Here is a 12,364-nt window from a genome sequence, read left to right as displayed (position 1 = left end):
TGCTAATTTGTAATTGATTTTAATATATTTTTATGGGGTTACATGAAAAAGGTATTATATACAATTTTACTGATTTCATATTTACTTACTCTTAATAGTTGTTTATTTGTACCATATGCTGTTGAGCAAGAAGCTGAGTATTCTGAAAATTTTGATTATTCTGTTGTGCAAGTTAGCTATGCCGTTCTAGATTTATTTAGAAATAATAAAAATATCACATTAACTAAGAAAGTAATTACTGATGAAAGAGCAGTTATCGAAGGCAAGGTTAACTCCAAAAAGTATCAAGGTACTTTTAGTGTTAATATATATGAGATTACAGAGCATGCTGCAAAATTAGAAATTAAGTATGATATCTTTGGTAATAAAGTAAGATCAAGAGAGCTTTTAGAAAAAGTTAGAAAGGAGCTACAGAGTAAATATTCTTAATTACTTATAAGCTTGAGAAATTCATCAATATATTGTTTTTGAACTTTAGCCACATCAGTATTTCTAAAATCACTAATTTGACACATTTTAAGTCCACTATATCCACATGGATTAATGTAGCTAAATGGAGTTAGATCCATAGCTGTATTGATAGATATACCATGGTAAGTTTTCCCCTGTTTAACTCTAAGACCTAGAGAAGCTATTTTTCTATTATCTATATATATGCCATGAGCATTTTCTATAGTATGAGCATTTAGATCATAGTACTTTTTTAGCATATTTAGACAAGCTTGCTCAATTATGGAAACAAGTTTTTTAGCGCCTAGTTTATTCCTCTTAACATCAAGTAAAAAATATATAACTGCTTGGCCCGGGCCATGATATGTAACTTGACCACCACGATCAGTTTCTACTATTGGTATGTTGTGAAGGTTAATGATATGTTCAGGTTTGCCATGTTTGCCTTGAGTAAATATACAAGGGTGCTCAACAAGCCATACTTCATCAATAGTATTTTCAGTACGATTTGCAGTAAACTCAATCATATCTTTAAATACTTGAGAATATTCCTGTAAACCAAGATCTTTTTGTTGAATTTGCATAATATATTTTGTTTATTTTTAAATAATATTTTATAGAACCATATGTACTTCTGGGTGACCAGAAATCTCTTTATATATATTATCTAGTTGCTCTTTGCTATCAGCTGTGAAAATAGCTGTTATTGATATGTATTTACCAGTTTTACTTTCTTTTGTATTAAAATCTATTTCATCATGATTAGGTACATACTTTTCAAAAACGCTTAATATAAATTCAACAGTCTCTTTTTGAGGGTTTGCCATTATCTTTATTGGAAACTGGCAAGGAAACTCAAAAAAAGTTTCTTTATTTTTATTATCAGACATTATTTATTCCTTATTTAAATTACTAGTTACCACCAGCCTTTCTGAGAGACATTATTTTGTGCAACTACTGGAACACTTGCTATTTTTTCTTTTAGGCTACCAACTGTAATTACAAGGTTTCCTACTTGTTGTCCTTTAGTTACTGGAGCTTTAAGGCCAGGAGTAAATTCGATACCTTGTTTTAAATGAGGTATATAAGCTTTAGCAACTGTTTTATAAATATTTTGATTTGAAGTAACAGTTATTTTTTGTCCTGCTTTTGCATTAGGAATATTATTTGCACTAATAGTTACAGGTGAGTTTGCTTTATATAGCAATACATTTTGATATTTTGTTAAAGCATATCTTAGTAATTTAGCTGATTCAGAATCTCTTTTTGCAGAACTATCTGTTCCAAGAACTACAGATATAAATCTTTCGCCATCTTGTTTGGCAGAAGAAACTAGACAGTAGCCAGCGGCGCTAGTATGTCCTGTTTTCATTCCATCGGCACCATCAAATGTAAATAGAAGTTTGTTTCTATTGTTTTGTAGTACAAAATTATCACGTTTAGGGAATAGTTTAGTACATTTGCTCTTCGTTGAGTCATCTAAATCACTAGCTGTATAACTTTGCATAACTTCACCATTAGAGCGGTCAAATTTAGGTAAACATTGTTTACGATCTGCGATGCTTACGGAAACTTGTTTTGTTGCATTCCAAACAAGACCTTTATTATCATAAACTTTATATGCTTCTGGGAAGTTGTATATATATGATCTTGCTAATAGGGCCATGTCATGAGCAGTAGTGTACTGAGTGCCTCCAGGTAAACCATCTGGGTTTGCAAAGTGAGTATTATTCATCCCGATAGCTTTAGCAGTTTGGTTCATTAGATCAGTAAACGCTTCTGTAGTACCGCCAATGTATTCAGCTAGAGCGATAGTTGCATCATTTCCTGAAACTACATCCATACCTGTTACAAGATCTTTAACAGAAACTCTAGCACCAGCTCTTACATACATTTTTGAACCACCAGTACTTGCTGATTTTTGGCTGATTGGAACCATTGTATCCCATGTAAGGTTTCCAGCTTTAATTTCACTAGCTACTATGTATGAAGTCATCATTTTAGTCAAACTAGCTGGTTCTCTTCTAACATCCATGTTCTTTTGGCTTACTATATCACCAGTACGATAGTCCATCGCTACCCATGCAGCAGCATCTAATTGAATATTTACAGGTTTTACTATAATTTCTTTTTGTTTTACGCCACTGACACCATTAAAGTAAGGGTCAGAGCTTGCAGAGATGTTTGGTGCTGCAATAGCTATAGATGTTGTTAAGCTAGCTGTTAGCAAAGCTATTTTTTTTAAATTCATATCATTACCTCTTTAAAATTTATTAAAGCATATAAAATTGTCAAATCATTATTCGGCTATTTTAATATTTATGCAATATAAATACAAAGTTTTTTATGTTAGACTCTCACATAGTGTATCAGGTGTCTATAATTTAGCAAAAATAAAGGAGAAATTACGATGCTAAAAAATATACCTTGTGGAAAAGATATTCCAAATGATTTTAATGTTGTGATTGAAATACCTCAGGATAGTGATCCAATTAAATATGAATTTTGCAAAGATAGCAATATGATTGTCGTTGATAGATTTATGTCTTCTACAATGAGATATCCAGCTAACTATGGTTTTGTACCAAATACTTTATATGATGATGGTGACCCAATAGATGTATTAGTTATTGCACCATATCCTTTAGCTGTAGGGTGTGTTATAAACTGTAGAGCAGTAGGTGTTTTTAAAATGGAAGATGATGGTGGGGTTGATGCTAAGATTGTCGCTGTACCAACTCCTAAGTTGACTAAAGAATACGATCATATTAATGACGTTGAAGATATTCCAGAAACTTTAAAACGTAAAATTGAGCATTTCTTTACACATTACAAAGATCTTGATTCTGGTAAGTGGGTAGAAGTTGATGGCTGGGATAATGCTGATTTTGCAAGAAAAGAAATTGAAAAGTCAGTTAAAAATTATAAATAATATATTATAATAACTAGCTATTTATTTCGTTGGCTAGTAGATTTAAGCCTATTAAGTAAATTACTAATAATCTTTTGTTCTTTAATATTTTTGTCTTTTCCTATTTGTGATAATATCTTTAATTGAAATAGGGATTTTATATAAGTTAGATAAATGAAAACAAATAAGTCAAAAAATATCAAATTATTAATACTTGATGTTGATGGAGTATTAACAGATGGTAAGATAATTATTTCTAATGATGGTAATGAGTACAAAAACTTTGATGTTAAGGACGGTTTAGGACTTGTTTTATTACAGAAACTAGGTTTGAAGGTTGCTATTATAACAGGTAAAAGTTCACAGATTGTTGCCGATAGGTTTACAAGTCTAGGACTAAGATCCAAAGATATTTTCCAAGGACAGAAAAATAAACTTGAAGCTTATAATATACTAAAAGAAAGATATGCTCTTGAAGATCAATATATAGCATATATGGGTGATGATTTACCTGATATAAGTTTAATGAATAAAGTAGGTGTTTCAGCAGCTCCTGCAGACTGTATTGATATAGTAAAAAGCTATGCTGATTATGTTTGTCATCACAAAGGTGGTGATGGAGCAGTTAGAGAGTTTTGTGAATATTTAATAAAACATTTAGGCTTATATGATAAAGTCATTAATGACTTTGTTGGGTTAGGTGGAGTAAAATAAAAGATAATGAAATTTTTTACTAAATATTCTTTTTTAGCAAACACTATTTCTATTGTTGTTGTAGTTGCTTCAATAATGTATATAAGTTATAAAGCTCTTGAAGGAGGCATAAGCCCGAATGCAAAAGAAAAAATTAAAAGTAGGATTGAATTAACAGCTTATAACTTTCACTATAATGAATATGATAAAGAAGGTGATATAAAAACAAACTTTGTTTCTGAAAAGTTAGAGCAGTATACTAATCAAGATGTGAAAATGACAAACCTTATTGAGAAAAGTTATAAGAAGGAAACAGGTAAGAAAACTTGGCAAGTCAAATCTAAATATGGGTTCTCAAGTAAAGAAACTAATGAAAATCTGATACATCTATATGATGGGGTTGATGCTATTATGTACTTGAAGAAAAAAGAAACTAATAAAAAAGAGCAAACCTCATCAGATGATGGTGAATACTCTCCAAGTAAAATATATATAAAGACTTCAGAGATGTATTATAACAGCCAAACTAAGGACTTCTATAATAACAAATTTGTTAAAATGTATGATCCTAAAACAGGCAATAATACAACAGGTATAGGAGTTAAGGGTAATGCAGAATCAAAAGTTATTAACCTTAATCAAGATGTAAGGAGCTACTATGCGTCAAGCTAAATTAATGCTAGTTGCTCTTGGGATATTTTCATTATTTAATACTTCATTTGCGATAGATTCTAATGCTGCTATAAAAGAGGATAACGTTACAGCAAATGAAACAGAAGATAATTCTGCTAATAACACATTTAAAGAGTACGGACCAATAACTATTTGTTCCGACAGAGCTGTATATGAAGCAAATAAGAATCGGTTGACTTACTATGATAATGTCTTTGTCATGCAGATTCATCACAAGCATATACTATGCCATAAACCACGAATAGTAAAAAAAGGTGTCCAATATTTTGAGAGGGACAAAAAATATTCTTTTCCTCAGCTACAAAAAAAATGGCTAGAAGAAGCTAAAAAACTTTGTGATAGTGAGAAAGAGTGTAATTTTATTTCTGGTCAAAAGCTTGTTGTACAGTTGAATAAAGATAAAAAAGTTCAAACGTTAACTATGGATTCTGAAGGCTTGGATAGATCACAGTTTTATACATACCCAATAGGCTCTTCACCAAACTTTATTGATAGTGAAAAAATTACTCGAGGACCTGTTGGTGGAGTTGCTAAGAAAATTATATATAATGTGGTAAAAAAGAGTTTAGAGTTAGATAAAAAAGCAAATGTTATCCAGCATGATAATAAATATAGAGGTGAGAAAATCATCTATGATATGAAACATGATTTGGTCTCAATTCCAGGAAGTAGAAATAGGCGTTCAACTATTGTATTAGAAGGTGTAACAAAGGCAACTAAGGTTAAAACAGGGCTAAAACCAATTTCTGAGTATAATAAAGCTCCTAAACGGAGAAAAGATCCTGGTATTATTAGTGTTTTAGCAAATTAGATTATAGGTTTAAGATGGAAAAATATACGTTAGAAGCAAAAAGACTAGGTAAAAAATATGGCTCTCGATGGGTTGTGAATAACGTTTCTATGAAAGTTTCAACAGGAGAGATTGTTGGACTGTTGGGTCCTAATGGCGCTGGTAAAACAACATCTTTTTATATGATTGTTGGATTAGTTGCCGCAACTCGTGGAAAAGTTCGTATGGGAGATGAGGATGTTACTAAAATGCCTATTCATCTAAGAGCTAGAAGAGGATTGGGCTATCTACCACAAGAGGCGTCAGTTTTTAGAAAATTAAGTGTTGAAGATAATATTGTTGCTATTTTAGAAACACGTAAAGATTTGAAGAAAAATCAGATTGATGAAAAACTAAATGAATTGTTAGATGAGTTTAGTATTCAGCATATTCGTAAAAGTTTGGGTATGGCACTTTCAGGTGGTGAAAGAAGAAGGGTTGAGATAGCTAGAGCGTTAGCTATGGATCCTAAATTTATTCTTCTTGATGAGCCATTTGCAGGGGTTGACCCTGTTTCTGTAATAGAAATTAAAGAAGTTGTGCGCCATTTAAAGGATCGTGGTATTGGTGTATTGATCACTGATCATAATGTACGTGAAACGCTCGATATTTGTGAAAGAGCATACATTGTAAATGCTGGGAACATGCTAGCAGCGGGTACTCCTGAAGAGGTTCTAGAGGATGAAACTGTTAGGAAAGTATACTTGGGAGAAGACTTCAAGCTATAGGTGATTATGAATATAGATATATCCAAATCAAAAGTAATATGTGTTGGGCGAAACTACGTCGAGCATATACAAGAGCTAAATAATGAGATTCCTGAAAATCCTGTTATTTTTTTTAAACCAAATTCAAGTATTTCTAAATCATTAAAGTTATCAGAGAAAAGAGAAACTCATTATGAGTGTGAGATAATATTTAGTTTTGATAAAAAAAATAAGATAAAAGCTGTTGGTGTGGGATTAGATTTAACAGATAGAAAGTTACAGTCAAAGCTTAAAGCTAAGGGTTTGCCTTGGGAATTGGCTAAGGGTTTTGATAATAGTGCTGTAATTAGTAATTTTGTTGAAATATCTGAGAGTGAGATATCAAGTTTGAGTTTTAAAGCATATAAAAATGATATTCTTATACAGCATGGTAATTATGAATTAATGATGTATAAGCCTGATCAAATTATTAAATTTTTAAAAAATAATGATATTTCAATATGTGAAAATGACTTGCTAATGACAGGCACACCTAAAGGTGTTGGTGTGGTAAATGCTGGAGATAAGTTTAAAATAGAACTTTTTTGTGGCGATAATAAGATTATAGAAACAAGGTTTTAGGTATATACAAATATGTGGGCAATTGTAGGAAGTAGTGGTTTTGAATCTTTTGATGATTTTGAGATTATAGAAGAGCTATCTAGAGAGACTCCTTTTGGGCTATGTTCAAATGGTTTGTTTAAAATAAAAATAGAAGGTACAGAAGCTTTATTCTTAAATAGGACAGGCTTAGAAGAAAGCATATTACCTCATCAGATAAATTATAAAGCTAATATTTATGCTTTAAAGAAATATGGCGCGACTTCAATTATTGCACTATCTTCGGTTAGAAGCTTAAGAGATGAGCTAAAGCCTGGTGATATGGTTATTCCATATCAGTTTATAGATAGAACAAAATCCTTACGTGAATTTACTTTCTGTGAACAAGGTCTTTTAAACTATGTATCTTTATCAAAGCCTATTACAGAGAGTATTGCTGAAGAAATTAGAGAGAAAAAAGAAGAGTTTGAGTTTGATATTCATTTTAAACAAAGTTATGTTTGTATTGAAGGGCCTCAATTTCCTACTATAATCGATGCTAAATGTTTTCAAAGTATGGGAGGAGGTGTTATAGGAATGACAGCTTTCCCAGAGTTTGCATTAGCAAGAGAAGCAGGTCTTAATTATATAAGTTGTAACTTTATTGTTGATTATGTACCGTGGTCATATGATGTTAGAAATTTGTATAATGTTTTAGAAATCAGAGAAACTAATAACTTAAAAGCAGAAAAGTTACTTAAATGGTTAGTAAACAATTTACCATTTTATGCTGAAAATGATTGTCATGAACTTGGAATTGCAAGATATCTATCTACACCAATTGAATCCCTAGCGCCGAGTAAAAAAGCTTGGTTAAAAGTTATTGCAAAAGATAACTCGAAACATGAGAAAGCAAGAGAAGCAGAAGTTCTTAAAAAAGTTCCAGATCTATATGGTGGTATCAAAGCAATTCCTCCGAAGCTTCAAGACTTACTTACTTTTATTGGTAAATATGATCGTGAAGGAAATCGAAAAGATATTGATGCGACAAGAAAAGCAGCTGCTTCATTAAGCTTATATAGCTATATAAAAGAATCTATAGAAAATGTTGAACATATTGAGATATCTCACGAAGATGGTCACAATATTCCTGTTAGAGTATACACTCCTAATACTCAAGAAAAATTAAAAGCAATAGTGTTTTCTCATGGAGGAGGGTTTGTTTCAGGAACATTAGATTCATTTGATGCTTTTTGTAGAAAGCTCGCATTGACAACTAATAGAGTGGTCTTTTCTGTAGATTATAGGCTTGCTCCAGAGCATAAATTCCCTGCAGGATTAAATGATGTTGAATATGTTGTAGAACATGTTTTCAAACATTCTAAGAAGCTTGGTATATCAAGAAAAGGGTTTACTTTAATGGGAGATAGTGCTGGAGCTAATTTAACTGTATTAGCTACACATAATCTTTTACAAGCAGATAAAGTAAAAATAGCAAATAATATTATTTTATATCCATCAGTTGATTTATCACATATGCCAACTAAATCATTAGATGACTTTGAAAGTGGTTATATCTTAACAAAAGCAAAAACGATGTGGTATTCGGAACTATATGTTCCAGAAACAATGGATAAACGCTCCCCAGAGATTTCTCCATTTTATATAAAGAAGCTAGAGAATATGCCTCGCACTCTAGTTATGACAGCAGGCTATGATCCATTAAAGGATGAAGGATTATTATTCGCTGAAAGACTTCTTAGGCATGATGTTGAGGTTCAGCATTATCATTTTGATAGTTTGGTGCATGGATTTATTAATTTCTCAAAACTTATTCCTAAAGAAATGAATGTTTTACATTCAAGAGTTGTTAAATTTCTAGGGTAATAACCATATTTATAGAAATTTGATGGTGTAAATTTTTCTGAAAGTAACTACATCTGAAATTATAATGTAGTTTATATTGATTAGATTATAAATAATTTAAAGGCGAGAATTTTATGTCTCAAGCTATACTTTTTTTAAATGGTAAGGTTGATTTGGCTTTTTGTGAGCAGTATATAGAAGATAGCTATTGTAATTTAGATATTTTCTGTGCCGATGGAGCATATGAGAAAATAAAAAAATCTGAAAAGTTAAGTGCAAAGATTAAAAAGGTGATTGGTGATTTTGATTCATTTGCTGTATCTGATGATGACCTATTTTTGATTGATGAAGATCAGTATTCTACTGATTTTGAGAAATCTCTTAATTATCTAATTTCTCAAGGAGCCTCAAAAGTGTTTGTATTTGGTGCTTCTGAAGGCGAAATGGATCATTTTTTATGTAATATATCCATAGCTAAAAATTATATAAAAAAAATAAATATAGAGTTTGTTGATATATATTCAAAATACTTTTTTATACCAAAGAATTTTTCTATAACAGGTGTAAAAGGCAAAATGTTTTCGGTGATGCCTTTTGGATCTGCACAAGATATATATTATAATGGCTTAAGGTATCAGTTAAGTGGTGAAAGCTTAAGTATAGATACTAGTACAGGTGCAAGAAATTATGCTATAGAAGATATGGTTACGATATCGTATTCTTCAGGAGATATTTTATTGTTTATATCGCACGCAAAATATAAGGATAGATTAAATGCTATTTTGTAATGAAGCTAAAAAGCAGCTAAAGCAACAAGATGTTAATTTAAAAACAGAATTTGAAAAAGATAGTGATAGAGTCAATAAGCTGTCTTTGAATTATGATGGTGTATATTTTGATTTTTCAAAAAATCTTATCAATGAATCAATTTTGACAGATTTATTACAGTCAGCTGAAAACTCAAAACTCAAAGAAAAGGTTTCACAGATGTTTGCAGGTGAGAAAATTAACTCTACTGAAAATAGAGCTGTATTACATACGGCATTACGTGATTTTTCTAACACTCCTTTAGTTGTCGATGGGCAAGATATTCGTCAAGAAGTCAAACAAGAAAAACAACGAGTGAAAGAGCTTGTTGAAAAAGTTACATCTGGAAGCTGGAAAGGTTTCTCTGGTAAGAAGATTACAGATGTTGTAAATATTGGCATTGGTGGTTCTGATCTGGGTCCTAAGATGGTTGTTAGAGCTTTGCAGCCTTATCATTGTATGGGTCTTAAAGTGCATTTTGTGTCAAATGTAGATGCTGATTCATTATTACAAGCCTTACATGTTGTTGATCCAGAAACTACTTTGTTTATAGTTGCATCAAAGTCTTTCTCTACAGAAGAGACTCTTTTAAATTCTATATCAGCTAGAGAGTGGTTGCTTGATCATTATGAAGATTCTAAAGCCGTTGCAAATCATTTTGTTGCGATATCAAGTAAGTTAGATAAGGTTGAAGAGTTTGGTATAGATCTAGAACATTGCTATAAAATGTGGGACTGGGTTGGCGGTCGCTATTCACTATGGTCATCTATAGGTATGTCAATAGCTTTTGCTATAGGCTATGATAATTTTGAAAAATTACTAGCCGGTGCATATTCTGTTGATAAACATTTTAAAGAAACTGATTTTAGTAGAAATATTCCGGTGATAATGGGATTATTAGGTAGTTATTACTCATGTGCCTATAATAGCCAATCTCAAGCATTATTACCTTATGATGAAAGATTATGTTACTTTGTAGACTACCTTCAGCAGGCTGATATGGAGAGTAATGGTAAATCTGTAGATTTAGTTGGGCAAGATGTTAATTATCAAACTGGGGTAGTTCTGTGGGGCGGTGTTGGGACAAATGGACAGCACGCTTTTCATCAGCTATTACATCAAGGTAATGTTTTTATTCCAGTAGATTTTGTAGCTGTTGCAAACAGTCATCATAATTACCAAAATCATCAACAGGCTTTACTTGCAAACTGTTTTGCTCAGTCTCAAGCACTAATGTTTGGACAATCGTATAATATGGTTTATAATGAGCTCTTAAAATCTGGTTTACGTGAGTCTGAAGCTGAAAAATTAGCTCCTCACAAAGTAATACCAGGTAATAGGCCAAGCACAACTATTTTATTGGAAGAGCTAAGCCCATATTCATTAGGACAGCTAATAGCATTATATGAGCATAAGATATTTGTTCAGGGTGTTTTATGGGATATTAATAGTTATGACCAATGGGGTGTTGAACTTGGTAAAAAGCTAGGAAAGAATATTTTAAAAGCTATGAGTGATGGCTCATCAGATGAATATGAAAATCTAGATGATTCAACCAAGCAACTTATAGCTAAGGTTAGAAGTTAGAGAATGATTTTTTGTAAAAGGAAAGGTTTTTCATTAGTTGAGGTTATGGTAGTTATTGCTATTATGACAATACTTATGATGACTGCTATTAGCTCATTTACCTTTTACTATAAAACATTTGCTGAAACTCGCCTTACTAACTTACAAAAAATGCTTGAATTTGCTGTCATAAAGGCACGTACAGATAGTAAAACTGTTATTGTTTGTGCTGCAACACCTGATAGTTTTGATTCAAATGGTAAGTTAGATGAAAATACTTTTAGCTGTACAAATTCAACATCATGGAGTGATGAACCTCTTGTTGCTTTTGAGAGTGATGATGGAACAGATACTTACAATGGTGAGGATGATAATATAATTGCGAATTTACCGAAAGGGCATGGAGGACATCTCTTTGTTAATTTATCAGGTAGCCCAAGCTATGTGAAAATTAGTCCTAATGGGTTTATGGCAACAGGAAATGGAAATATTACATATTGTGATAAATCTAACAAGTACCAAGCAGCTTTAGTTATTAATTTAGTAGGTAGGGTTGTTTATACAGATAGCAAAACGAAAGATGGTGGCGGACTGTATACTTGTGGATAGCTTTTATGTTTATTGATTAGAGGAGAAATACAACAATGACTAATGGTAGAATACCTATGACTCCAGCAGGAGAGCAAGCTTTAAGAGCAGAGTTAGATCAACTTAAAAAAATTGAGAGACCTAATATTATTGAAGCTATTGCTGAAGCGCGTGATCATGGTGATTTAAAAGAAAATGCTGAATATCATGCTGCAAGAGAGAAACAAGGTATTATAGAAGGTAGAATTAAAGATATCGAATCAAAACTTTCAAATGCTCAAGTTATTGATGTAACAAAAATTTCAGCCAATGGTATGGTTATCTTTGGCTCAACTGTTACTGTTATGAATATTAATACAGAAGAAGAAACAACTTATAAGATCGTTGGCGAAGATGAAGCAAGTATTGATAATCATAAAATATCTGTAGCAGCGCCTCTAGCTCGTGCTTTAATAAAAAAAGAAGAAGGTGACGAGGTTGTTTTAGACACTCCAAAAGGTAAAGTAACTTACGAAATTGTAGAAGTAGAATATAGGTAATATTTATTACTTCAAAGTTACTTGTAATTAATGTACTTTTTGCGAATTTAAATATTAAAATAAAGTTTTTGTGAAACTATTAAGATAAGTAGCTAGAATTAAATTTATTTTTATTTATAAGTGCTTATACTTACTA

At 31.6% G+C, this 12,364-nt stretch carries 15 protein-coding genes; 12 read left to right on the top strand and 3 right to left on the bottom strand.

What is annotated here, in order from left to right:
- Positions 1-42: 42 nt before the first annotated feature.
- Positions 43-429 (top strand): DUF3568 family protein, encoded by a 387-nt coding sequence (locus F3D62_RS10690; protein ID WP_150468237.1) that lies wholly within the window; start codon positions 43-45, stop codon positions 427-429.
- Here the strand turns inward: F3D62_RS10690 and lipB are convergent.
- Genes lipB through F3D62_RS10675 form a run of 3 tightly spaced genes read right to left on the bottom strand, consistent with a single transcriptional unit; the run spans position 426 to position 2,701 of the window.
- Positions 426-1,037: a lipoyl(octanoyl) transferase LipB gene (lipB, locus tag F3D62_RS10685; protein ID WP_191092607.1), complete on the bottom strand. Its 612-nt coding sequence runs from the start codon at positions 1,035-1,037 to the stop codon at positions 426-428. The two genes, F3D62_RS10690 and lipB, sit on opposite strands and share 4 nt — an antisense overlap.
- Before the next feature lie 27 nt (positions 1,038-1,064).
- Positions 1,065-1,340, bottom strand: a complete 276-nt coding sequence (locus tag F3D62_RS10680; RefSeq protein WP_150468235.1) for a YbeD family protein — start codon at positions 1,338-1,340, stop codon at positions 1,065-1,067.
- Between the two features lie 26 nt (positions 1,341-1,366).
- Complete coding sequence (locus F3D62_RS10675; RefSeq protein WP_150468234.1) at positions 1,367-2,701, bottom strand: D-alanyl-D-alanine carboxypeptidase family protein; 1,335 nt, start codon at positions 2,699-2,701, stop codon at positions 1,367-1,369.
- A 159-nt stretch (positions 2,702-2,860) separates the two neighbouring features.
- Between F3D62_RS10675 and ppa the strand changes: the two genes are divergently transcribed.
- The 11 genes from ppa to greA all read left to right on the top strand — a co-directional run bounded on the left by ppa (position 2,861) and on the right by greA (position 12,228).
- Positions 2,861-3,382 (top strand): inorganic diphosphatase, encoded by a 522-nt coding sequence (gene ppa, locus F3D62_RS10670; protein ID WP_150468233.1) that lies wholly within the window; start codon positions 2,861-2,863, stop codon positions 3,380-3,382.
- 153 nt (positions 3,383-3,535) lie between these two features.
- Positions 3,536-4,075 (top strand): KdsC family phosphatase, encoded by a 540-nt coding sequence (locus F3D62_RS10665; RefSeq protein WP_150468232.1) that lies wholly within the window; start codon positions 3,536-3,538, stop codon positions 4,073-4,075.
- A 6-nt stretch (positions 4,076-4,081) separates the two neighbouring features.
- Positions 4,082-4,726, top strand: coding sequence for an LPS export ABC transporter periplasmic protein LptC (gene lptC / locus F3D62_RS10660; protein WP_150468231.1), 645 nt, complete (start codon positions 4,082-4,084; stop codon positions 4,724-4,726).
- A complete protein-coding gene (locus tag F3D62_RS10655) occupies positions 4,713-5,558 on the top strand; it encodes an LptA/OstA family protein (RefSeq protein WP_150468230.1) in 846 nt (281 codons plus the stop codon). Before lptC ends, F3D62_RS10655 begins: the two co-directional genes overlap by 14 nt.
- 14 nt (positions 5,559-5,572) lie before the next feature.
- A complete protein-coding gene (gene lptB, locus F3D62_RS10650) occupies positions 5,573-6,304 on the top strand; it encodes an LPS export ABC transporter ATP-binding protein (protein ID WP_150468229.1) in 732 nt (243 codons plus the stop codon).
- Positions 6,305-6,310: 6 nt separating this feature from the next.
- Positions 6,311-6,904, top strand: a complete 594-nt coding sequence (locus F3D62_RS10645; RefSeq protein WP_150468228.1) for a fumarylacetoacetate hydrolase family protein — start codon at positions 6,311-6,313, stop codon at positions 6,902-6,904.
- 12 nt (positions 6,905-6,916) lie between these two features.
- Positions 6,917-8,749, top strand: a complete 1,833-nt coding sequence (locus F3D62_RS10640; RefSeq protein ID WP_150468227.1) for an alpha/beta hydrolase fold domain-containing protein — start codon at positions 6,917-6,919, stop codon at positions 8,747-8,749.
- 113 nt (positions 8,750-8,862) lie between these two features.
- The gene (locus F3D62_RS10635) at positions 8,863-9,516 is read left to right on the top strand and encodes a thiamine diphosphokinase (RefSeq protein ID WP_150468226.1); all 654 of its coding nucleotides are present in this window, start codon (positions 8,863-8,865) and stop codon (positions 9,514-9,516) included.
- On the top strand, positions 9,503-11,122 hold the full coding sequence (gene pgi / locus F3D62_RS10630; RefSeq protein ID WP_150468225.1) for a glucose-6-phosphate isomerase: 1,620 nt from the start codon (positions 9,503-9,505) through the stop codon (positions 11,120-11,122). The genes F3D62_RS10635 and pgi overlap by 14 nt, the downstream gene beginning before the upstream one ends.
- 3 nt (positions 11,123-11,125) lie before the next feature.
- Positions 11,126-11,710, top strand: coding sequence for a GspH/FimT family pseudopilin (locus tag F3D62_RS10625; protein ID WP_150468224.1), 585 nt, complete (start codon positions 11,126-11,128; stop codon positions 11,708-11,710).
- A gap of 35 nt (positions 11,711-11,745) precedes the next feature.
- Positions 11,746-12,228: a transcription elongation factor GreA gene (gene greA / locus F3D62_RS10620; RefSeq protein WP_150468223.1), complete on the top strand. Its 483-nt coding sequence runs from the start codon at positions 11,746-11,748 to the stop codon at positions 12,226-12,228.
- Positions 12,229-12,364: the final 136 nt, after the last annotated feature.

This window comes from Francisella sp. SYW-9, assembly GCF_008711465.1.
Classification (GTDB): Bacteria; Pseudomonadota; Gammaproteobacteria; order Francisellales; family Francisellaceae; genus Francisella.
Note: the sequence above shows the minus strand (reverse complement) of the source record. Positions and strands in the feature narration are given on the sequence as shown.